General features: G+C 71.1%; 14 protein-coding genes and 1 pseudogene. 10 read left to right on the top strand and 5 right to left on the bottom strand.

The window, feature by feature from the left end:
• Window positions 1-7 precede the first annotated feature (7 nt).
• The gene (locus QH270_RS17810) at window positions 8-1585 is read left to right on the top strand and encodes an MFS transporter (RefSeq protein WP_280343630.1); all 1578 of its coding nucleotides are present in this window, start codon (window positions 8-10) and stop codon (window positions 1583-1585) included.
• Between the two features lie 72 nt (window positions 1586-1657).
• Here QH270_RS17810 and QH270_RS17805 read toward each other — a convergent pair whose 3' ends face one another.
• The 3 genes from QH270_RS17805 to QH270_RS17795 all read right to left on the bottom strand — a co-directional run bounded on the left by QH270_RS17805 (window position 1658) and on the right by QH270_RS17795 (window position 4267).
• Window positions 1658-3217, bottom strand: a complete 1560-nt coding sequence (locus QH270_RS17805) for an alpha/beta hydrolase (protein ID WP_280343625.1) — start codon at window positions 3215-3217, stop codon at window positions 1658-1660.
• 76 nt (window positions 3218-3293) lie between these two features.
• Window positions 3294-3911, bottom strand: coding sequence for a TetR/AcrR family transcriptional regulator (locus QH270_RS17800; RefSeq protein ID WP_280343622.1), 618 nt, complete (start codon window positions 3909-3911; stop codon window positions 3294-3296).
• Entirely contained in the window at window positions 3911-4267 is a 357-nt protein-coding gene (locus QH270_RS17795) for an SPW repeat domain-containing protein (protein ID WP_110039301.1), read from the bottom strand. Before QH270_RS17795 ends, QH270_RS17800 begins: the two co-directional genes overlap by 1 nt.
• A gap of 247 nt (window positions 4268-4514) precedes the next feature.
• Between QH270_RS17795 and QH270_RS17790 the strand changes: the two genes are divergently transcribed.
• The 3 genes from QH270_RS17790 (at window position 4515) to QH270_RS17780 (ending at window position 7708) form a co-directional block, all read left to right on the top strand.
• The gene (locus tag QH270_RS17790; RefSeq protein WP_280343620.1) at window positions 4515-5714 is read left to right on the top strand and encodes an NAD(P)/FAD-dependent oxidoreductase; all 1200 of its coding nucleotides are present in this window, start codon (window positions 4515-4517) and stop codon (window positions 5712-5714) included.
• A gap of 286 nt (window positions 5715-6000) precedes the next feature.
• Window positions 6001-6765, top strand: coding sequence for a glutamate racemase (locus QH270_RS17785; protein WP_280343617.1), 765 nt, complete (start codon window positions 6001-6003; stop codon window positions 6763-6765).
• Between the two features lie 202 nt (window positions 6766-6967).
• Window positions 6968-7708, top strand: a complete 741-nt coding sequence (locus tag QH270_RS17780) for a DNA alkylation repair protein (protein WP_280343613.1) — start codon at window positions 6968-6970, stop codon at window positions 7706-7708.
• A 7-nt stretch (window positions 7709-7715) separates the two neighbouring features.
• On the opposite strand, the gene QH270_RS17775 is transcribed toward QH270_RS17780, so the two are convergent.
• Both QH270_RS17775 and mftR2 read right to left on the bottom strand, forming a co-directional pair.
• Complete coding sequence (locus QH270_RS17775) at window positions 7716-8771, bottom strand: ferredoxin--NADP reductase (protein ID WP_280343610.1); 1056 nt, start codon at window positions 8769-8771, stop codon at window positions 7716-7718.
• A 37-nt stretch (window positions 8772-8808) separates the two neighbouring features.
• On the bottom strand, window positions 8809-9447 hold the full coding sequence (mftR2, locus tag QH270_RS17770) for a mycofactocin system transcriptional regulator MftR2 (RefSeq protein ID WP_233000858.1): 639 nt from the start codon (window positions 9445-9447) through the stop codon (window positions 8809-8811).
• A gap of 197 nt (window positions 9448-9644) precedes the next feature.
• Between mftR2 and mftA the strand changes: the two genes are divergently transcribed.
• The 6 genes and pseudogenes from mftA to QH270_RS17740 form a co-directional block, all read left to right on the top strand.
• Complete coding sequence (gene mftA, locus QH270_RS17765; protein WP_280343607.1) at window positions 9645-9749, top strand: mycofactocin precursor MftA; 105 nt, start codon at window positions 9645-9647, stop codon at window positions 9747-9749.
• Between the two features lie 2 nt (window positions 9750-9751).
• Window positions 9752-11245 carry a mycofactocin radical SAM maturase gene (gene mftC, locus QH270_RS17760; protein WP_280343653.1) on the top strand — a complete coding sequence of 498 codons (1494 nt, stop codon included), beginning with the start codon at window positions 9752-9754 and terminating at the stop codon, window positions 11243-11245.
• Window positions 11246-11385: 140 nt separating this feature from the next.
• The gene (mftF, locus tag QH270_RS17755; protein ID WP_280343604.1) at window positions 11386-12783 is read left to right on the top strand and encodes a mycofactocin biosynthesis glycosyltransferase MftF; all 1398 of its coding nucleotides are present in this window, start codon (window positions 11386-11388) and stop codon (window positions 12781-12783) included.
• Between the two features lie 10 nt (window positions 12784-12793).
• Window positions 12794-14203, top strand: coding sequence for a mycofactocin dehydrogenase MftG (mftG, locus tag QH270_RS17750; protein ID WP_280343601.1), 1410 nt, complete (start codon window positions 12794-12796; stop codon window positions 14201-14203).
• Between the two features lie 105 nt (window positions 14204-14308).
• Window positions 14309-15676 (top strand): GAF domain-containing protein, encoded by a 1368-nt coding sequence (locus tag QH270_RS17745; protein ID WP_280343598.1) that lies wholly within the window; start codon window positions 14309-14311, stop codon window positions 15674-15676.
• A 438-nt stretch (window positions 15677-16114) separates the two neighbouring features.
• Window positions 16115-23074 (top strand): annotated as a pseudogene (locus QH270_RS17740) (amino acid adenylation domain-containing protein); the annotation flags it as partial.
• Window positions 23075-23363: the final 289 nt, after the last annotated feature.

Below are 23363 nucleotides of genomic sequence, written 5' to 3'. Positions count from 1 at the left end.
TGGGTCCATGAATCGCCTCAAGACGACGTCCACCGAGCCGCGGGCCTGGCTCGGACTGCTGGTCGTGCTCGGCCCCGTCCTACTGGTCGCGATGGACGGCTCGGTGCTGTTCCTCGCCATGCCGGCCGTCACCGACGCGCTCGCCCCCACCGCCGACCAGTCCCTGTGGATCCTGGACAGTTACGGCTTCGCCGTCGGGTCACTGCTCATCGCGTTCGGCACCATCGGCGACCGGTACGGCCGCAAACGACTGCTGCTGATCGGCGCGGCCGTGTTCGGCGTCGGCTCGGTGGGCGCGGCGTTCGCGACGGGTCCCGAACTGCTGATCGCCTTCCGCGTGCTGATGGGGGTGGCGGGCGCCACGCTGCTGCCCTCCGCGCTCGCGGTGCTCGGCACCCTGTTCACCGATCCGCGCCGGCGGGCGCAGGCCATCGGGATCTTCGCGGCGACCTTCGCCGCCGGCTTCGCCATTGGGCCCGTCGTCGCGGGTCAGCTGCTGAGCCGGTTCTGGTGGGGATCGGTGCTGTTGATCAATGTGCCGGTGGTCCTGCTGTTCCTGGTGTTCGCGCCGCTGCTGCTCGGTGAGGTGCGGACCACGGGTGTCGGTCGGGTCGACGTGGCCAGCGTGGTCACCTCGGCGGCGGGTCTGCTCGGGGTGCTGTACGGGGTGAAGCACATCGCGGCGGAAGGGTTCTCGCCGGGCTCGCTGGTGATCGGGCTCGGTGGCGCCGCACTGCTCGGCTGGTTCGGGCGCAGGCAGGGGCGTATCGAGAACCCGCTCGTCGACTTCGGGTTGTTCCGCAATCGGGTGTTCGGCATCGCCATCGTCACCGGGTTCCTGCCGCTGGCCGCGTGGTCGGCAACCGCCTACCTGGCGGGTACGTACCTGCAGTCGGTGCTAGGTCTCTCGGTCGCCGACGCGGCGCTGCTCGCTGTTCCCGGCGCCCTCGTCCTCACCGCGGCCGCTGTGATCACCCCGGCGATCGTGGCACGGATCGGCCGCTCGGCCGCGCTGATCACCGCGCACTTCAGCATCGCCACCGGCCTGTTCCTGCTCCTGCCGACCGGCCAGGACGGCGGGATCGGCTGGTACCTCGCCGCGACCGCCGTGGCGGGAATCGGTTACGGCATCTCGTTCAGCGTGGTCGCCGACATCGCGGTCGCCGCGGTCCCACCGGAACGCGCCGGTTCGGCCGCCGCGCTCGCCGAAACCGGCAACGAACTCGGCAACGCCCTCGGCATCGCCCTGTTCGGTTCCCTCGCCGCACTGCTGTTCCGCCTGCACGGCCCCGACCTCGCCCCGACCCTCGGCGAGACCCTGAGCCGCCCCGGGGTCGTTCCCTCGGTGCTCGCCGACGCGCGCGCCGCGTTCGTCGACGGACTGCATGTGGTCGCGCTGGTGGCGGGCGCCCTGCACGCGATCCTGGGCGTGATCGCGCTGCGCGTTCTGCGGGATGGTGCTGTCGCCGAGAGTGATTCGGCGGGTATCGAGGTAGAGCGCCGATCTCCGCGCGGTGATGATGGCGTCGTCGTGAGCACTTCGGTGAAGGTGGCGAAGACCGCTCCGTCCTCGCCGCGAGGATGAAGTCGCGGCCGGTATCTCCCCTGAGGCGCCGCGGCCTTCGGCGGCGCCGTCGCCGAGGTCTCGGGGATCGGTCTACTCGAGGAACGGTGTTCGTCCGGCGGTGCACGAGGTGTCCGGTGCGGGAACCTCCAGGTCGACGAGGTAGCGCTCGCGGAGGGTGGTGACGCAGTCGCCGGTCGGCTGGTGGCCGTAGCCGTCCGTGACGACCACCAAGCGAGCGGTGCCCATCGCGGATGCGGCGCGGCGGGCCGAATCCACCGGGGTCGCCGGGTCGAAGCGGTTGTTGAACAGCAGGGCCGGGGCGGTGGAGTGCTGGGTCCACGGGCCGGGGTAGCGCTGGGGATAACCGTCGGCGGGCGTGGGCCAGGCGGCGCAGGGCTGGCGCAGGTAGAGCCAGAACGGCCCGAATACCGGTGCGGTAGTAGCGGATTCGCGGGCGAACTCCGGCCAGCGGTGCGGCTCACGCGGGAAGGCGTTGTCCGCGCACGACAGAGCCACGAACGAGGCGAGGAACTCGGGGCTCATCTCGGCGGCCGCGAGAACCTCGCGCACCACCTCGGGCGATCCGGCCGGGCCCCGCTCGAGCTCGGCGAGCAGCGCGGCCAGCGCCGGCCAGCCGCGATCCGGGTCGTACAGCAGGGTGGCGTACGCCTGAACGATCTCGCCGTACGTCACACCCACGGCGCTGACCCCCGCACCGACCCGGATCGGCGCACCCGCGGCCCGTTCCAGCAGCGCGGTGTCACGCGCCACGACCTCTTCGGCCGACGCACCCGCGAAGGCGCAGCGCTGGGGTCCGGCGGCGGCGCACGAGCGGAGGAACTCGGTGCGGACCTCCTCGGTGCCGAGGGCGGTCGTGTCGATGTGTGCGCGGGTGTCGGTGGTGTAGGCGGTGGGGTCGACGATCGAGGACAGGGCCAGTGCGCGGACTCGGTCGGGGAACAGGGAGCCGTAGACGATGGCGAGGTAGCTTGCGTACGAACCGCCCTCGAATGTCAGCTGTTCGGCGCCGACCGCGCGGCGGAGCAGATCGAGATCGCGGGCCGCGTCCACGGTGGTCAGGTGGGCGAGCAGCTCGCCGCTGTGCTCGGTGCATCCCGCCGCGAGTGCTCGGCTGCTGTCCTCGGCTGCCCGGCGCTGCGCGTCGTCGACGGGCGGGACGGTCATACCGCGCCAGAAGTCGTCGGCCGCGGCCGAGTCCGGGAAGCAGCGCACCGGCGCGCTGCGGCCGACACCGCGCTGATCGAAGGTGACCACGTCGAATCGCCTGCTCAGCTCGCCCGGGAACAGCTCGCCGCCGGCGGCCCAGTCGATCCCGGAACCGCCCGGCCCGCCGGCCGCTGTGAACAGGGTCCCGATGCGGCGGGATGGGTCGCCGGCGGGTTGACGAATCACCGCGAGCTCGAGCGTCGGTCCGTCCGGGCGGGCGTAGTCCAGCGGCACCGGCACGCGGGCGCACTCGTAGCGGCGCAGTTCCTCCTCGGCACACGGCGCCCAGGACGCCCGGGGTGTCGGCACGGCGTCGGCCTGCGCGACCAGATCGGCGACCGGCGTCCGCTCGGTCGTCGCGCAGCCGGTCGCGACCAGGCACACCGCCGCGAGGACGGCACCGGCGAGGGACTTCATCGACATGCGAATGATCGTGTCGCCGAACGCGCTCGCTGTCGTCATCCGTTCGGCGGACCCGGCACCCGGAGACGGGTCGGGGTCAACCGAGCTGGGTCATGCCCGCCGCCACGACCTGGGCGACATCGAGCAGGTTTTCGGAGGTGGGGAACGGGACACCGTCGAGTGCGTGCAGCCGGTCGGTGCTGGCGATGGTGAACATGGCCGATACCCAGGCCGCCGCGCAGGCGTGCAGGGTGCTCGGGCGGATCGGGGTCGGCACACTGGCCTGCAGCACGCTGGCGGTGACGTCGAGGAGCTGGTCACGCAGGCCACGCAGCCGGCGCCGCACATCGGGATGGGTGTCGGCCTCGCGCCACATGATCACTCGCAGCACCGAGGAATGGTTGTCGCGGAGGTTGATCGCGGTGTCGAGGTTGACGAGACTGGCGGCCGGATCTCCGGGGGACACCACGGCGTCGAGGTCGTCGATGGGTTGATCCGGCACGCGCTCGCGCATGAGCGCGGACAGGATCGCGTTCTTGGTGGGGAAGTAGTAGAAGACCAGCCCCTTGGGCACCCCGGCGGCCGCGGCCAAGGCCGCGGTGGGGGTGGCGTCGAAACCCTGTGCGGCGAACAGGTTCTCGGCGGCATCCAGAATGAGTTGCCGGGCGTCGCCATCGCGTTTCGCGTCGCGGCGCCCGACGCGTCGGCCCGGCATCAGTGATGCGGAGCCATCTTGTGCAGGCGCTCGTTCATCGCGGGCAGCGCGGCGACCGCCACCACCGCCGTGACGACCCCGACCACCCAGGCGGTCCAGGACGCGCCGCGGAAGGCGGTGAAGTCCATCGCCCACGGCGAGATGAAGAGCAGCACGCCGAACAGGCCCATCGCGTAGTCGGCGCTGGACATGCTCGCCCTGGCCATCTGGATCAACCCGGTCGCGGCGATGAGGACGCCGAGCACGATGAGGCTCCAGCGGGCGTTGTCATTGGTGTCGACCCACAGGGGTGACAACGCGGTGAATGCGCCGAGCACAACGGCGAGTAAGTCCTGTGCGCGGCTGTCGGTGAACATGGGGATGCCTCCTCGATGAGACGAAAATACTTCTGACCTCGGTCTACTCCTGATTGACCGCCCGGTCGATACCGGAACCGCGACGGTTGCGTTGCGACGTGGGTATCACTCGTGACCGGGCGCACTGGTACAAACATCTGGGGGCCGTAGTGGCCACCGACACAGAGACACAGCATGGGCGGACGGTCTCCAGCGGCGATGGCTCGCGCGAGCCGGTCGACCCCGCACATGCCGAGAGGACACACGTATGAGCGCGCCCATCGTGATCGTCGGAGCGGGCCTCGCGGGCCTGCGCACGGCGGAGGAGCTTCGCCGAGCCGGGTACGAAGGCGGCGTCGTGCTGCTGGGCGACGAGTCGCGCCCGCCCTACGACCGCCCGCCGCTGTCGAAGCAGTTCGTCCGCGGCGAGACCGACGACACGACGCTGCGTCCGCCGGAGTTCTTCGCGGAGAAGGACATCGAGCTGCGCCTCGGAACCGCCGTCACCGGGGTCGACACCGCCGCGCGCACGATCACCCTGGCCGACGGTTCCACGCTGGCCTACGACCAGCTGATCATCGCGACCGGCCTGCGTCCGCGCCGGATCCCCGGCCTGCCCGAGGTCGCGGGCCTGCACGTGCTGCGTGCCCACGAGGATGCCGAGACCCTGCGGGCCGAACTGGACGGCGCCGGTCGCGCGCTGATCATCGGCGCCGGTTTCATCGGCTGTGAACTGGCCGCCAGCTTCCGGGCCGCCGGCATCGCGGTCAGCATGGTCGAGCCGCAGCCGACGCCGCTGGCCTCGGTGCTCGGCGAGCGCGTCGGTGGCCTGGTGGCCCGGATGCACCGCGACGAAGGGGTCGACCTGCGCTGCGGCGTCGGCGTCGACACACTGCGCGCCGACGACAGCGGGCATGTGCGCGGTGCGCTGCTCACCGACGGCACCGATATCGACGCCGACCTGGTGGTGCTCGGGGTCGGCTCGGTTCCGGTCACCGATTGGCTGGCCGGTTCCGGCATCGAACTGGCCGAGCCGGCCGCCGGTGGGGGTGTGCTCGCCGACGAGGTCGGCCGTACCTCGGCCGAGGGCGTGTGGGCGGTCGGCGACGTCGCCGCCTGGCAGCACGACAGCGGCGAACGCAAGCGCGTCGAACACTGGACCAGCGCGGGCGAGCAGGCGAAGCTGCTGGTCACCGCGCTGCTCGGCGGTGCGGCCCCGACCGCGGCCAGGGTGCCGTACTTCTGGAGCGACCAGTACGACGTCAAGATCCAGGCGCTCGGCGCCCCGTCGCCCGCCGACGATGTCACCGTGGTCACCGACGACGGCCGCAAGTTCCTGGCCTACTACTCTCGCGACGGCCTGCTCACCGCCGTCCTCGGCGCGGGCCTCACCGGCCAGGTGATGAAGCTGCGCGCCAAACTCGCCACCCCGACCCCGGTCGCCGACCTCCTCGCCGCCGCGGGCTGACAACGCGCAGGGCGCCCCGCACCGGCCGGGCGCCCAGCCGGCTACCTCATGACTCTGGTGGCCGACCTCTTCGTTGCGGTGGGCTGACAACGCGGCAGGGCGCCTCGGATCGGCCGGGCGCCCAGCCGGCTACCTCATGACTTCGGTGGCCGACCGCCTCCTCACCGTGGGCTGACGACGTATCCGGACGTCCGGGCAGGCCTCGCCTGGATCGAGGGCGGGCGGTGCGTCACGTGGCGATGTGGGCGGGGCGGGTGGGTTCGTCGGCCTGTAATACGGTGGACGCGTGATCGTCGCGCTTATCGATTCCGGCCTCGGCCTGCTGCCGACGGCCGCCTGGTTGCGCAAGCTGCGGCCCGACGCGGACCTGCTGCTGCTGCTCGATCCCGATGGCGCGCCGTGGGGGCCCAAGCCGGAAGACTGGGTGGTCGAGCGGGTGCTCGGCGCGGCGCGACAGGCGCTCGAACTCGGCGCCGAAGTGATTGTGCTGCCGTGCAATACGGCCAGCGTGACCGCGCTCGCGCAGGTGCGCGCGGCGGTGGGGGAGTCGGTGCCGGTGATCGGGACCGTGCCCGCGATCAAGCCGGCTGCGGCGCAGTGCCGGTCGGTGGCGGTCTGGGCGACGGCGGCGACCACCGCCAGCCGCTACCAGGCCGACCTGATCGCCCGCTTCGCCGGTGACGCGAAGGTCGTCGGCGTGGCCTGCCACGGACTGGCCGACGCGATCGACCGCGGCGACCTGCCCGCCATCACCGATTCCATCGCGGACGCGGCCGCCCGCACCCCCGCCGACGTCGAAGGCGTCGTTCTCGGCTGCACGCACTATCCGCTGGTCATCGATGCCATCGTCGCGGCACTGCCCGACGGCGTGCGCCTGTTCGACAGCGCCCAGGCGGTCGCCGCCCAGACGATCCGCAAGATGGACGAACTCGGCCGCCCGACCACCGGCACCGGCACGGTCACGGTCCGCACCAGCGGCAGGCCGGGCGACCTGCCGTCCAGCGCCGCGACGTTCGACTCGGGCCGCCTCCTCGGCGCCACCGCCCGATAGCCCCACCGAGGCCGGACACCGCCGAGGCCGGACACCACCGATCGCCGACCGAGGCCAGAACGCCGGGAGTCGTCGACGCAGACCCGCGTGCGGCGGGACCAGGCCGATCCGCTACGTGTCGCACGACCACATCCGCCGCGACCGTCGGTGCCCCGGTGTTGAATGACGAAGGCTGATGCAGCTCGTCGATCGGAGGTAGGTCGTGTCCGGTGAACCCACTGCCGCGCAGGTGCGCGCGGCGCTCGCCGAACAAGCCGACCCGGCCGACGCGATCCATCTGCAACGGTTCTTCAAGACCGGTCCCGGTGAATACGGCGAAGGTGATGTCTTCGTCGGCGTCCGCGTGCCCGCCACGCGCAGGGTGGCCAAGAGGTTCGCCACTCTGCCGCTGACGCAGATCGGCGACCTGCTCGACAGCCCCGTGCACGAGGAGCGGCTGGCCGCGCTGTTCATCCTGAACGCCCGCTTCGCCGCCGCGTCCAAGCCGCGCACCAGGGACGACGAGGCGCGCGCCGAGATGGTCGAGTTCTATCTCGACGCGGTGCGCCGCGGCCGGGTGAACAACTGGGACCTGGTGGACTCCTCGGCCGAGTACATCGTCGGGGCGTGGCTGCTGGACAGAGACCGCGCGCTGCTGTTCGAACTGGCACAGCGGGATTCGCTGTGGGAACGCAGGGTCGCGCTGCTGTCGACCTTCGCCTTCATCAAGGCGGGAGATCCGAGCACGACGCTGGACCTGGCCCTGCTGTTGCTCGACGACCGCCGCGACCTCATCCAGAAGGCGCTCGGCTGGATGCTGCGCGAGATCGGCAAGCGGAACGACCCGACGCTGCTCACCGACTTCCTCGACGCGCACGCGCCCGAGCTTGGCCGCACGGCGCTGAGCTACGCCGTCGAACAGCTGACCCCGGAGCAGCGCACCGCCTACCCGGCGATGCGCTGAACCCCGCTCAGAACTGGATCTTCAGGCGGTCGGTGACCGGCCGCGCCTGGCAGCCGAGGATGTAGCCGTTCTCGATGTCCTCGGGGTCGAGGATCTCGGCGTTCTCCATCTCGACCTTGCCCTCGAGCACGGTGCACGCGCAGGACCCGCACTCGCCCTCCTGGCAGGAGTAGGGCACGTCCAGGCCCTTGTCGAGCATGATGTCGACGAGGGTCTGCTTGCGCGGCCACGACAGCTCGTGCACCTGGCCGTCGAGTTCCACCTCGACGGTGGCGGCGTCGGCGGCCTCCTCGTCACTGATCTCGACGGGGGCGTGATCGGCGAACGGGTCACCGGCCAGCGAGTTGAACACCTCGGCGTGGGTGCGGTTGCGCGGCACCTCGAGGGTGGCCAGCGCGTCGTGCACCAGGTCCATGAACGGCTTGGGCCCGCACATGAACGCCTCGTAGGCGGTGTAGGGCCGGACCAGAGTGGCCAGCATGTCCGCGGTCGGCAGGCCGAGCAACGGTTCGAGCCAGTGGATGACGGTGAGCCGCTGCGGATGCTTGGCCACGAGCTCGCGCAGTTCCTCGGCGAAGATCACCGAACCGGCGTCGCGGTTGGCGTAGACGAGCACGATCTTGCCCGAGCCCTGCGACAACGCCGACTTCAGGATCGACATCACCGGCGTGATCCCGCTACCCGCGCCGAACAGCAGCAGGTCCTCGTCCAGGTTCTTCGGGGTGAACACACCCGACGGCGGCAGCACCTCGATCTGGTCGCCCGCGGAGATGTTGTCGCACAGCCAGTTCGAGCCGTATCCGCCCTCGGTGCGCTTGACGGTCACCTTGGGCAGGTCGTCGGTGAAGGGCGAGCTGGCCAGCGAGTAGCAGCGGGCGACCGAGCCGGTCTGGTCGCTGGGGATGCGCAGGGTCAGGAACTGGCCCGGCGTGTACTTCATGCGTTCGCGGAGGTCGGCGGGCACCTCGAAGACCACGGAGTGGGTGTCGGCCGTTTCGGCGATCACCGCGGCGACCCGCAGCACCACCGAGCGCGAACCGTGCGGAACCTCGACTGTGGTCATGTCGTCCTCTCGAACAAAACTAGAACGTGTTTCAGTTTCATGCTAGGTCGGGACGCGCCTGCAGGGCAAGCTGTGCCTCGAGTCCGGCGACCAGCACCTCCATCCCGAAGTCGTAGGAGTACTTGCCGCGCAGGTCCGCCATGTACTTCGTGGCCCGTGCCACCGCCTCGGGTAACAGCACGTCGGCGGGGGCGGAACGGTCGCGCGGGTTCACCCGGCTGCGTCCGAACAGGTAGGTGTGGATGGTCGCATACGCGGCCAGCACGTTGCGGTCGCTGAACCCCGCGTCGAACAGGATCTCCATCACAGCATCGATCAGGTCGAGCTGTTTGCCGAGCATCTGTTCCAGCAGGATGTCGCCGAGGCCGGGATGCCTGCGCAGTCTATCGTCGATCTGATCGATCAGATCGCGCAGGCGCTGCTGCCACGGTCCCGACTCGCGCGCGGGCTTGCGCACCCCCACCAGCGCGGCGCTCGCGACCAGGTCGAGCAGCTCGCGCTTGTCGGCGACGTAGTAGTACGGCGCCATCGGCGAGACGCCGAGCTCGCGGGAGAGCCGCCGCATCGACAGCTTCTCCACCCCGTCCTCCCGGACGACCCGCAGCGCCGCCTCCACGATCTCCGATTCCGAGAGGGTGGAATTCGCCCCGCTGCCCGCCCCTGCGTGGTTCCGCAACCTATGCCTCACCTCTACTGCCATCAGGCCGTGTCGACCCGGTTCCGTCCTGCTCTGCGCAGTCTAGAGGGGCGGCCGACCCGCGCGGGGCGCTGTGCGCCGCCGGACGCGGGACAGCGAAATTTTCGATTTCCCCCCTTTATGGCAGTCACTGACGTTATGGTCGGAAGTGACCGGCAACACCATGGAGGTAAGTCATGTCAGAGAACCCCAGCCGCGCGACCGTCGACACCGACGAGAACCTGGTCACCGAGACGCTGATCGAAGAGGTCAGCATCGACGGCATGTGCGGCGTGTACTGACGATGGCGGCAGGCGTGCTCGACCTCGACACCCGCTGGGCTCTGCACCCCCGGGTCTCGCTGCGACCGGAATCCTTCGGTGCGCTGCTGTACCACTTCGGCACTCGCAAGCTCTCGTTCCTCAAGAGCCGCGACCTGGTCGACGTGGTGCAGGCGCTGCCGGCCCACACCTCGGTGCGGGAGGCGCTGCGAGCCAAGGGTGTCGGCGTATCCGACGCCCACATCAAGGCGCTGGCCCAGCTGGCCGACACCGACATGATCGTGCCCGCCCCCGGCCCGGTCACCGAGGTGTCTCCGCTGCGCATGCCTGCCGCCACCGACACCACCCAGGGCGGCAGGCTGATCGACCGCTTCGAATCGGGGCTGGCCGCGCCGATCTGCCTGACCTGGGAACTCACCTACGCGTGCAACCTGTCGTGCGTGCACTGCCTGTCCTCGTCGGGCCGACGTGACCCGAACGAACTGACCACCGAGCAGTGCAAGGCGCTCATCGACGAGTTCGAGCGCATGCAGATCTTCTACGTCAACATCGGCGGCGGCGAGCCGACTGTGCGGCCCGACTTCTGGGAGCTGGTCGACTACGCGACGGCGCACCACGTGGGAGTCAAGTTCTCCACCAACGGCGTTCGCATCAACGAGGAGGTCGCCGCCCGGCTGGCCGCCAGCGACTACGTCGACGTGCAGATCTCCCTCGACGGCGCCGACGCCGAGGTCAACGACGCGGTCCGCGGCCCCGGTTCCTACGCCACCGCCATCAAGGCGCTGGAGAACCTCGCGAACGCGGGCTTCAAGGACGCCAAGCTCTCGGTCGTGGCGACCCGCCACAACATCGCGCAGCTGGACGAGTTCAAGGCCATCGCCGACCGCTACGGCGCCACCCTGCGGTTGACCCGCCTCCGTCCGTCCGGCCGCGGCGCCGACGTGTGGGACGAGCTGCACCCGCTGCCCGAACAGCAGCGCGAGCTCTACGAATGGCTGGTCCGCAACGGCGAGGGCGTGCTCACCGGCGACTCCTTCTTCCACCTGTCCGCGTTCGGTTCGGCGCTGCCCGGCCTGAACATGTGTGGCGCGGGCCGGGTCGTGTGCCTGGTCGACCCGGTGGGCGACGTCTACGCCTGCCCGTTCGCCATCCACGACCGGTTCAAGGCCGGAAACATCGTCGCCGACGGCGGATTCGACGCGGTGTGGACGAACTCGGAGCTGTTCGCCGAACTGCGCGAACCGGTCGACGGCGGCGCGTGCACCAAGTGCTCGCACTACGACGCCTGCCGTGGCGGCTGCATGGCGGCCAAGTTCTTCACCGGACTGCCCGCCAACGGCCCCGACCCGGAGTGCGTGCAGGGCTACGGCGAGGCCGCGCTGGCCATGCCGGGCCGCACGATTCCGCGCTCGGCGGTGGACCATTCGCGGCCGGTGCGCGCGCGCAGCCGCGTGTCGCTGCCACTGACCGTGAAGCGGGCACCCGCGAAGGCGTGCAACGAGAGTCCACTCGGGTAGGCCGAGCCGGTTGCCGAAAGTGCGCTGCCGATCTTGTTGACGCGTCCGGTTACCGGTCAGAGCGGCATTTCATGCGGACTTTCCTCCTTTTTTGTGGGGTGATGATGTCTGCGAGCGCGAGTGCGAATAGCATGCGAGGAATGCGCCATGATCGTCTGCCCGACGGCTTCGGGGTACGGATCGATCCACGGGTACGCGCATTTTCCGGGGGCCGGATCCTGATCGGCGGATCCCCCGCGCGGATGCTGCGCCTGGCCCCGGAGGCCGCCGAACTCATCGGCGACGGGTACCTGGAGGTGACCGATACCAAGTCCGCGATCGTCGCGCGGCGCCTGCTGGATTCGGGCGTCGCGAACCCGCGGCCGCGGCTGTTGCCCTCGCTCGACGACGTCACCGTCGTCATCCCGCTCTACAACAACGCCGACGGGCTGATGCGGCTGCTCGCCACTCTGCGCGGGCACAACGTGATCGTCGTCGACGACGGCTCCGACGAGCCGGTGCGGATTCCGCCCCGGCAGGGCCGCGGTCAGGTGACGGTGCTGCGGCACGACACCCCGCTCGGCCCGGCCGCCGCCCGCAATGCCGGATTACGGGCGGCGACAACGGGCTTCGTCGCCTTCCTCGATTCCGACGTGGTGCCGCGCAGCGGCTGGCTCGAGGTGATGCTCGGGCATTTCAGCGACCCGCAGGTCGCGCTGGTCGCGCCGCGCATCGTCGCGCTCGACAAGGAGTCCAACGCGCTGGCCCGCTACGAACACACGCGGTCCTCGCTGGATCTGGGCAGGCGCGAATCGGCCGTGCACGCGCGCGGGGTGGTCTCGTACGTGCCGAGCGCGGCGCTGCTCGCGCGGCGGGCGGCACTGCAGGGCGAGGGCGGTTTCGACGAGTCGATGCAGGTGGCCGAGGACGTCGACCTGTGCTGGCGACTGGAGCGAGCGGGCTGGCGGTTGCGCTACGAGCCCGCGGCGCACGTCGCGCACGATCACCGGGTGGCCTTCCGTGCCTGGTTCGGCCGAAAGCTGTTCTACGGCACCGGCGCCGCGCCGCTGGGCAAGCGGCACGGGGGAATGGTCTCGCCGCTGTCGGTGCCCACCTGGACCGTGCTGGCGAGCCTGTTGTTCGCGACGCTGTCCAAGTGGGGCCTGCTCGGCGGGCTGGTCACTCTGGCGACGGCACTGGTGCGGATGCGGCGGGTGTTCGCCGAACTCGACAATCCGACCCGCATCGCGGCGGTGTATCTCGCGCGCGGCTATTTCGCCGGGATGTGGCGGCTGGCTTCGGCGATGTGCCGGGACTATTGGCCGGTGACACTGCTCGCGGTGCTCGCTTCGCGGCGGATCAGGAAGATCGCCGTCACGATGGCGCTCGCCGACGGGCTGGCCGACTGGTTCACCCACCGCGACTCCGGCGGCCTCGACCCGCTGCGCTACGTCGCCTACAAACGACTCGACGATGTCGCCTACGGCAGCGGCCTGTGGCTGGGCGTGCTCAGGGCGCGCAGTTTCGAAGCGCTCAAGCCGAACGTGCCGCCGCGCTGAGTTCCCGCCGGTGACCAGCACACTCGTCGTCGGCGCCGGGTCGGCCGGGTGTGTGGTCGCGGCCCGGCTCAGCGCCGACCCGGGCCACGCGGTCCTGGTGTTGGAGGCCGGGCCGGTCTGGGCCTCGGCCGCGCGGATCCCGGCCCTGCTGCTCGACCCCGGTCACCTGCCGGTCGGCCCCGAGTCGTCGGTGGTCTGGCGGTATCCGGGAAACCTGGTGCGCGGCAGGTTGATCGGCGGGTCCGGTGCCATCAACGGCAGCTACTTCATCCGCCCGCCCGCCGCCGACTTCGCGGCGTGGAGTGCCGCCGCCGCCAGCCCGCTGTGGTCCTACGAGGCGGTGCTGCCGTTCTTCGCCGCTCTGGAGACCGACCGTGATTTCGGCACCGCGCCCGGCCACGGAGCGCACGGGCCGGTCCCGGTCGAGCGCACGGCCGATCCTGCGCCGGTCAGCCGGGAGTTCGCGGAGGCCTGCGCGGCATCCGGTTTCGCGGAGATCGCCGATCTCAATCGGGCTCCTGGCAGCGGCGGGGCCGAGCGCGCGGACGGTTTCGGTCGGGTGCCACTGGCCGTCGCGGGCGGGCGCCGGGCCGGGCCTGCCCTCACTCATCTCTATCCCGCGATGGCCCGGCCCAACGTGACGGTGAGCGGCGGGACGACGGTGACGCGGCTGCGCCTGCGTGGGTCGCGCGTGGTCGGCGTCGAATGGTCGCGTGGCCGGGAGCGGGGGACGGCCTTCGCCGATCGGGTGATCGTCTGCGCGGGCGCGGTGGAGTCCGCGGCGCTGCTGATCCGGTCCGGGATCGGCCCCGAGCCACTGCTGCGTTCGCTCGGTGTCCCCGTCGTGCTGCCCGCGCCGGTCGGCGCCTGGTGCACCGATCATCCGGAGATCGGCGTCGAATACCCGGGACCCCCACCGGCCCGGTCGACGGTGGCGCTCGAATACGTCCTGGAACTCGACGATCTCGAACTCCGCCCGTACACCCCGATGTTCACGCCCGGCCTGCGCAGGCTCGGCGTCGCGCTGATGACACCGGACGCGCCGGGCAGGCTGACCCTGGCCTCGGCCGACCCGGCGGTTCCGGCCCGGATCGACCAGGGCTACCTGCGTGCCGATCGCGACCGGGCCCGGCTTCGGGCCGGCGTCCGCACCGCCGCCGAACTCCTGGGCCTGCCGCTCGGCGAGATCGACGACGGCTGGCTGCGCGCCCATCTGGGGACCTCCCAACACCTTTCGGGCACCTGCCGGATGGGGCCCGCCGACGACCGGCGGGCCGTGGTCGACGAGTGTGGCCGGGTGCACGGTATCGACGGGCTGACGATCGCCGATCTGTCCGTCCTACCGGTGCCGATCCACCGCGGTCCGCAGGCCACGGTGCTGCTGCTGGCTGCGGTGATAGCCGAGCGGCATGCGGTGTGACGACGTGACATCTGCTATCACAATGTGACCTGCCGGACAAACCCGCACTTCTGGGGAGTCGCCCGATAACTCACCGGTACAGTTTGTAGCGGGAAAGAAAGGCAAATGGTCAGCAATCTTGCAGGTGGGCGGCCCCCACGGCAGGTGACGGAGTCGGGCGCACAGCTCGGTGCTCTGGAATCCTATGCCGCACAGGCCCATGGTTTTCTCAGTGCCGGTGGTGAACAGCTGACCCAGCTGGCCGGGCTGTTACGTCCGCTCGTACTCGAGTCCTGGTTGCGCAGTGTGCGCGGCGGTATCGATCCGGCGGACGTCCTCGACGGTCGCGGCCTCCGCGGCGCCGATCTGGCACGGTATCGCGACGCCCATCCGCTCGCGGTGCTGATGCCGCTGGTCGACAAACTGCTGGTCCAGGACGCGGCGCGGGCGGGACTCATCGTCACCGTCGCCGATCAGTTCGGCCGCGTGCTCTCGGTGCACGGCCATCCCGAACAGGTCGCCGCGGCCGCCGAGATCGGGCTGCGCGAGGGCGACGACCTCAGTGAGCGCCGCATCGGCACCAATGCCGTCGGCCTCGTGGTGCGCACCGGCCGCGCCACCTGGATCCACGGCCCCGAACATTTCCTCCATCGCATGCACCAGATCACGGGCGCGGCGGCGCCGGTGCATGAGCCGGACGGCCGGTTGATCGGCGTTCTGATGATTGCCGGCGGGATGCGGGTGGCCAAGCCGGAGATCCTCGCTCTGGTCAAGGCCGCGGCCACGGCCGCCGAGATGGATCTGGTGCTGCGCGCCATGCGCGCGGGCAACACGGCCGACACGACGCGATCCGATCGCGCCGATGCCGCTGTCGAACCGACCCGGCTCGGACTCGATGTGCTGGGGCTCGGACAGCCGCAGCTGAGTGTGGCGGGAGAGCGGGTATCGCTGTCGCAGCGGCACGCCGAGATCCTGCTGTTGCTCGCCGAACATCCCGAGGGCCTCGGCGCGGACCATCTGGCGCTGCTGCTCGACGACACCGATCTGGACAACGGCACCATCCGTGCGGCGATGTCGCGGCTGCGCGCGGTGGTCGGCGCCGCGGCCGTCGGTTCCCGCCCATACCGTCTCCGGGTCCATGTCGCAACCGATGTGGAGGCCCTGCGGGCCGCCCTCGACTCCGGTGATATCGAATCCGCATTGCGCTTGTACGCGGGTCCGGTGCTGCCACGCTCCTCCGCGCCGGGCATCTGCGACATCCGCGACGAGCTTCGCGTGCGGTTGCGCACCGCGGTGCTCGCCTCCGCCGACCCCGGCGTGCTGCGCCGGTGGACGGCGGGTCCGGAGGGTCGTGACGATGCCGCCGCGTGGGCCGCCTACCGCGCCACCGTCGACCGCGATTCGCCCTTGTATGCGCAGATCGAAGCCAAGATCCGGGTGCTCGATCGCCGCCTCGGCGCCGATGCAACGCAGATGCAACGTTTCGGCTCATAGTCTCCGGTTCTGAAAGTGTGGTAGCTCACACATTCGTCGCTGATGTGGTGTGGCACACACTCATGCCCAGGTCGCGAGTTCCGCTCGGAACATACTGGACGGCCGACTCATTTTTTTAGCGGAAAAAGTTTCTTTTTATTAACCGAGGGCCTAGTGTCTGCATCACATGGACAGCATCCATGTGATGTAACTGACAAAGCCGGGGCGCCGGGTATGCGCCGCGGCCGCGATGTTGGAGGAACGATCACAAGCTAGGCATCGACGGCCCTGCCGGGTCGTCGCTCTCGTCCACATGATCTGTCGGGGATCCTGCGCGAGTGCGGCGTCGCGCCCACTGCGCTCATAGCGAATTTCTCGGACCACGAAGAACTCGAGGTGTCTTCGTGCTGCCCGAAAAACGTTCGCGCTGCTGTTCTTTAGCGATTCGAGGAGGCTCTGGTGCACGGTACGGAGTTGGGTGGGTTCAGCGCGCGACCGCAGGACGCGGAGGTCGTCGACGCGACATCGGTGCCGTTCCCGCTGACCCCCGCCCAGCTGGGTGTCTGGTACGCACAGCTGCTCGACCCTGAGGTCCCGATCACCATCGCGCAGTACGTCGACATCAGCGGCGAGCTGGATGCCGCTGTGCTGCAGCAGGTTACGGCCGAAGCGGCGCATTCCTACGGGTCTCCGCTGGTGCGCATCGGTGAGACCGACGGCGTCCCGTTCCAGATCGTCGACCACAGCATTCCGGTCGAGACCGAGCTGCCGCTGATCGACCTGCGCCACCACGACGACCCGATCGCGGCCGCGCACGAATGGATGCGCGCGGAGTTCGGTGCCCCGCTCGATCTGCTCACCGACCGTCTCGTGGCAGGCGCGGTGCTCCGGGTGGGGGAACGGCGCTGGTTCTGGTACCTACGCGGACATCACATCGTGCTGGACGGCTACGGCGCCTTCGCCAATTCCCAGCGGATCGCCGAGCTCTACACCGCCCGCGTGCTCGGCACGGAGCCGCCCGAGCTCATGCCGGGCGACCTGGCCGAACTGGTCGAGGGGGAGCGGCGATACCGCGAGAGCACCCGCTTCGACAACGACCGCGCGCACTGGGCGCAGCGGATCGCCGGGCTCGACAGCCCGACCGGCCTGGACAGCCGGACCGCGCCGCGCGCCGCGATCAATCTGGTGACCGGCGGCCGGCTCTCCGAACAGCTGGTCGACCGCCTGGAAACCATTGCCGCCAGCGATGATTCGACCATCGCCGCCGTACTGCTCGCCGCCTTCGCGGCCTACCTGGGCAGGCTCACCGACCGGCCGGACGCGGTGCTGAGTCTGCCCGTCACCGCCCGCACCACGGCGGTGATGCGGCGCTCGGCGGGCATGCTGTCCAATATCGTGCCGCTGCGGCTGCCGACCGGCGCGGCCGGCGCGCCGACGACCTGGGGCGAGCTCCTGCGCGCGGCGCGCGTCGAGGTGGCGGGCGCGCTGCGGCACCAGCGGTACCGCGCCGAGGACATCCGCCGCGATGCCGAGGACGACGGCCGTCCGGCCCGCCGCGCGCTGTTCGGCCCGCTCGCCAACTTCATGCTGTTCAAGCGCGATCTGACCCTCGGCACCACCACCGGCCGCTACCGGGTGCTCTCGACCGGGCCGATCGAGGACCTGAGCCTCAACGTCTACTACGGCGACCGCGACCGCGTGCATGTCGACTTCGAGGCCAATCCCAACCTCTACGACGCCGACACCCTGGCCCGTCACCACGCCAGATTCCTCGGCTTCCTGGAGCGGCTCGCGGCCGCCGATCTGAGCACGCCGATCGGCGCGATCGAGGTGGCGACCGAACTGGAGCTGCAGGTCAGCACGAAGATCTGGAACGCCACCGGCTTCGACGTCGCCGCCGCGCTCGCCGAGCGCGACGTGGCGGCGGCCACCCTGCCCGCGCTGTTCGAGGCCCAGCTCGCGCGCACGCCCGATGCCGTCGCGGTGCGGATGGCGGGCGACGACACCGCGACGCTGACCTACCGCGAGCTCGCGCGCCGCGCGCACCGGCTGGCGCGGCGGCTGCGCGCCGACGGCATCGGCCCGGAAACGCTGGTGGCGCTGAGCATTCGGCGCTCGCCGGAGCTGGTCGTCGCCATGTACGCCGTGCTCGCGGCGGGCGCCGCGTACGTGCCGCTCGACCCGGATCATCCGGCCGAGCGCACCGCGCACATCCTCGCCACCGCGGCGCCCGCGGTCGTGCTCACCACCACGGCGGACGGCGCTCCAGGCGCCGAAGCGCTGCCGGTGCTGGCGATCGATGCCGTCGATCTCGCCGAATTCGCCGACACCCCGCTCGCCGACGCCGAGCGCACGGTACCGCTGCGGCCGGGGCATCCCGCCTACGTGATCTTCACCTCCGGCTCGACCGGACTGCCCAAGGGGGTCGCCGTCGAGCACGCCGCGATCGTCAACCGGCTGGTGTGGATGCAGCGGACCTACCGGCTGCACGGGGTCGACGTGGTGCTGCAGAAGACGCCGATGACCTTCGACGTGTCGGTGTGGGAGTTCTTCTGGCCCTTGCAGATCGGCGCCGCGCTGCTGCTCGCGGAACCGGACGGGCATCGCGATCCCGCCTACCTGCGCCGCGTGATCACCGAATACGGCGTCACCGTCGCGCATTTCGTGCCGTCGATGCTGGATTCCTTTCTCGCCCAGCAGGAGATCGCGGAGCGCGGCTCGCTGCGGCTGGTCTTCGCCTCGGGTGAGGCGCTGCCCGCCGCCTCGGCTCAGCGGTTGCGCCTGCTGACCGGCGCCCGCCTGCACAACCTCTACGGCCCCACCGAGGCCGCGGTCGATGTCACCTTCCATGAGGTGACCGACGCGGACCGGACTACAGTGCCGATCGGTGCGCCGGTGTTCAACACCCGGCTCCATGTTCTCGACTCGCGGCTGCGGCCGGTGCCGGTCGGGGCTCCGGGTGAGCTGTATCTGTCGGGGGTACAGCTCGCCCGGGGTTACGTCGCACGGCCCGAACTCACCGCGGGACGTTTCGTCGCCGACCCGGACGACCCGGGCGCGCGCATGTACCGAACCGGTGACCTGGTGCGCTGGTCCACCAACGGTGAGCTGGAATACCTGGGGCGCACCGACTTCCAGGTGAAGCTGCGCGGTCTGCGGATCGAGCTCGGCGAGATCGAGGCGGTGCTCGAGGGCGTCGAGGGCGCGGCGCGCGCCGTGGTCGTCGTCCGCGACGACGCGGGCGTCGGCGAGCAGCTCGTCGCCTATGTCGTGGAGTCCGAGCCGGGCGCGGTCGCGGTGGCGCGGCTGCGGGAAGCGGCGCTGCGCGCCCTGCCCGCCTACATGGTGCCCGCCGCGTTCGTCCTGCTCGACGCGCTGCCGGTGAACGCCTCCGGCAAGCTCGACCGCAGGGCGCTGCCCGCGCCGGCGCGGACCGTGGTCGCCTACGCCGAGCCCGCCGGGCCGGTGGAACAGGCCGTGGCCCGGGTGTTCGGTGAGGTCCTCGGGCTCGATCGGGTCGGCCGCGACGACGACTTCTTCGCCCTCGGCGGCAACAGCCTGGTCGCCACCCAGGTCGCCGCCCGCCTCGGCGCCGACCTCGGCTGCCGGCTCGGGGTACGCGACCTGTTCGGCGCGACGACCCCCGCCCGGTTGGCCGCCGCGATCGCCGACGGCGCAGGCGCGCCCGCCGCGCTGCCGGTGCTCGCCGCCCGGCCGCGGCCCGCGCTCGTTCCGCTTTCGCCCGCGCAGCAACGCATCTGGTTCCTGAACCGGTTCGATCCCACCGCGCCCGGCTACAACATGCCGTTCGTGGTGCGCCTGCCCGGCACCGCCGACGTCGGCGCGCTCATCGCCGCCCTGGCCGCCGTCGTCGACCGCCACGAGGCGTTGCGCACGGTGTTTCCCGCCGTGCACGCGCACGGTGGGGAAGTCGCCGAGCAGATCGTGCGACCCGTCGGCTCGATTCGGATCGGCGACGTGACCGAGATCGATGCCCTCCGCCTCGACTCGGCGCTCGCCGAATTCGCCGGCGCCGGTTTCGATCTCGAACACGAGGTGCCCTTCCGCGCCCGCCTCTTCGCGGTGCGCGACGCGGGACGGATCGACGCGGGCTCGAGTGCGGCGCCGGTAGCGGGCTCGACCGCGCCGGAGCAGACCCCCGATTCGGTTGTGGCGCTCGCGGTTACCCGCCCCGCGGCTGTGGCCGACGTCGCGGACAGTGACGACTCGATGGGCCGGCCGACGACCGCGACCGGTGGATCGCCGGTGCGGGAGTACGCCCTGGCCGTCGTCCTGCATCACATCGCGGCGGACGGGGTGTCGCTGCGGGTGCTGATCCGCGACGTGTTGACCGCCTATCAGGCCGAGACCGCCGGTACCGAACAGCAGTGGGCGCCGCTGAGCGTGCAGTACGCCGATTACGCCCTGTGGCAGCGGGAACTGCTCGGTGCCGACACCGATCCGCGGTCGCTGGCCGCGCGGGAGATCGCGTTCTGGGAGCGGACGCTGGCGGGGCTGCCCGACCAGCTCGACCTGCCGTCGGCGCGACCACGCCCGGTGGTGTCGAGCATGCGGGGCGCGAACGTCGGCTTCGCCGTCGACGCCGTCCTGCACCGGCGGCTGACCGACCTCGCCAACCGGGCGGGCACGTCGCTGTTCATGGTGCTGCACACCGCGCTCGCCGTGCTGCTTGCCCGGCTCAGCGGCACCACCGACATCGCGATCGGCACCGGTGTCGCCGGGCGCGGCGACCGGGCCGTCGACGAGCTGATCGGCATGTTCGTCAACACCCTCGTGTTGCGCACCGAGATCGACCCGGCCGCGAGCTTCGCCGCGACGCTCGAGCACACCCGCGAGGTCGACCTCGCCGCCTTCGCGCACGCCACCGTTCCCTTCGACCGCCTCGTCGAGGTGGTCAACCCGGCGCGTTCGCAGGCCAGGCATCCGCTGTTCCAGGTGGCGCTGAACTTCCAGGCTGCCCTCGACACCACCTTCGATCTCGGCGGTGCGCCGGTGTCGGTGCACGAGCTCGACCTCGACATCGCCAAGTTCGACCTGCAACTCACGCTCGACGAAAAGCGCGGCGCGGCAGGCGAACCGGCGGGCATCGACGCCGTCACCCGCTATGCCACCGATATGTTCGACGCGGCCGAGATGGTCGAGTTCGGCGCGCGCTTCGTGCGCCTGCTCACCGCCGCGGTGGCCGCGCCGGAGACCTCGGTCGGTGACCTGCCCCTGCTGTCCGACGCCGAACACACCCGGCTCACCGGCATGCGCGGTGGGCCCGTCACCGCCACCGGTCTGCTCCCGGACCTGCTCGCCGCCGCCGTCGTCGCCGATCCGGAGCGGGTCGCGGTCACCGACGGTGCGCGGAGCCTGACCTACCGCGAGCTGGACCGCGCGTCCTCGCGGCTGGCGCGGGTACTCATCGACAGCGGCGTCGGCCCCGATGAGATCGTCGCGGTGGGCGTTCCCCGCTCGATCGAGTCGGTGCTCGCGGTCTGGTCCATCGCCAAGGCCGGTGCGGCCTGGCTGCCGATCGATCCGGCCTACCCGCTCGACCGGATCACCCACATGGTGACCGATTCCGGTGCGCGCGTCGGCCTCACGGTGTCCGGCGCCCAGGCGGCGCTGCCGGGACCGACCGAGTGGCTGGTGCTCGACGAGCTGAAGCTGATGGCCGAGTGTGCCGCCCGGTCCAGCGATGCGGTCACCGACGCGGAGCGGAACCGGCCGTTGCGCGCCGAGCACCTGGCCTACGTCATCTACACCTCCGGTTCGACCGGCCTGCCCAAGGGCGTGCTGGTGACCCAGGCGGGTATCGCCGGGTTCGCCGCCGAGGAGTCCGCGCGGATGTTCGGCACGCTCGACGCGCGGGTGCTGCAGGTGGGCTCGCCGTCGTTCGACATCTCGGTGATGGAGACGCTGCTCGCGGTGAACTCCGCGGCGACGCTGGTGATCGCGCCGGACGGCCGCCATGTCGGTGCCGAGCTGGCGCGCCTGCTGGTGGAGGAGAAGGTGACGCACGCGCTGATGACCCCGTCGGGGCTCTCGGTGCTCGATCCCGAACAGCTCACCGACCTGCGGATGGTGATGGTCGGCGGCGAGGCGTGCCCGCCCGATCTGGTCGCCCGGTGGACCGAAGGCTCGGTGCCACGCGCGTTCGTCAATGCCTACGGCCCCTCCGAGACGACGGTCGCCACCAATATCAGCGCCCCGCTCGCCGCCGACGGCCCGTTGACGCTCGGCACCCCGCTGCGCGGCATCGCCCAGTGGGTGCTCGACGCACGCCTGCGGCCGGTACCCGCCGGTGTCGCGGGTGAGCTCTACGTGGCCGGCGCACAGGTCGCCCGTGGCTACCACGGCCGAGCCGAGCTCACCGCGGCTCGCTTCGTCGCCTGCCCGTGGGAGCCGGGCGCGCGCATGTACCGCACGGGTGACCTGGTCCGCTGGACCGCCGAGGGCACCCTGGAATACCTGGGCCGCAACGACGACCAGGTGAAGCTGCGCGGCTTCCGGATCGAACTCGGCGAGATCGAAGCCGCCCTGCTGGCCCAGCCCTCGGTGCGCCGCGCGGTGGTCGTGGTCCGGGCCGACGCGCACCGCGGCGACCAACTCGTCGCCTACGTGGTCCCCGACGCCAGGACACCTCGCCCGGCCGTCGTCTCGGACACGGACCCGGACACCTTCGCCGCCACCGCCCACGCTTCGACTCCTGGCGCCGCCCCCAGCTGCCACGGGCCCGGCCTCGGCGCCGCCGAGCTGAGCGGCTCGCCGGAGCGCGGCGCGGTCGAGATGGATGTCGACGCGCTCGCGGAGAGTCTGCGCGGCTCGCTCGCACCGCACATGGTGCCGTCGGCGTTCGTGGTGCTGGACGCGCTGCCCCTCACGCCGAACGGCAAGCTCGATCGGCGGGCGCTGCCGGAGCCGGTGTTCGCGGCACGGGAGTTCCGCGCGCCCGCCGAAGGCACCGAGGCCGTGGTGGCACGGGTGTTCGGTGAGGTGCTCGGTGTCGAACGGGTCGGCGCCGATGACGACTTCTTCGCACTCGGCGGGAACTCGCTGGTCGCCACGCAGGTGGTCGCCAGGCTCGGTGCCGCGCTCGGGGTGACGGTGTCGCTCAAGACGCTCTTCGACGCGTCGACGGTCGCCGGCCTCGCCGAGTCGCTCGGCGCCGCCGACGGAACCGCTGCCCGTCAGCCGCTGGTGGCAACCGAACGGCCGCAACGCATTCCGCTCTCGTACGCGCAGCAGCGCATGTGGTTCCTGAACCAGTTCGACGGCGATTCGGTGGCCGACAACATCGCCGCGGCCATCCGGTTGACGGGCGCGCTCGACCATGCCGCCCTCACCGCCGCGGTGACCGACGTCTTCGCCAGGCACGAGGCGCTGCGCACCCGCTACCCGGCCGTCGACGGCATTCCGTTCCAGCAGATCCTGTCCGCCGAACAGCTGACGATCACCCTCCGGCCCGAGCCCATCGTCCCGGCCGCGCTCGACGACCGGATCCGCGCCGTCGCCGCCGTTCCCTTCGCCGTCGACCAGGAACCGGCCGGGGGGCGGGCCCAGCGGGGGCCCCGGGGGGGGGGGGCGGCGGGGGGGGGGGGGGGGGGGGGCCACCGCCCCCCCCGCCGGGGGGGGGGGGGGGGCGCCGCTGCCCCGCCACCTATGGGCCCCCTACGCCGCGCATCACGCCGGGACGACGCCG

The sequence above is a fragment of the Nocardia neocaledoniensis genome, from assembly GCF_029868625.1.
Lineage (GTDB): Bacteria > Actinomycetota > Actinomycetes > Mycobacteriales > Mycobacteriaceae > Nocardia > Nocardia neocaledoniensis_A.
This window is presented reverse-complemented; position numbering and strand designations above follow the sequence as displayed.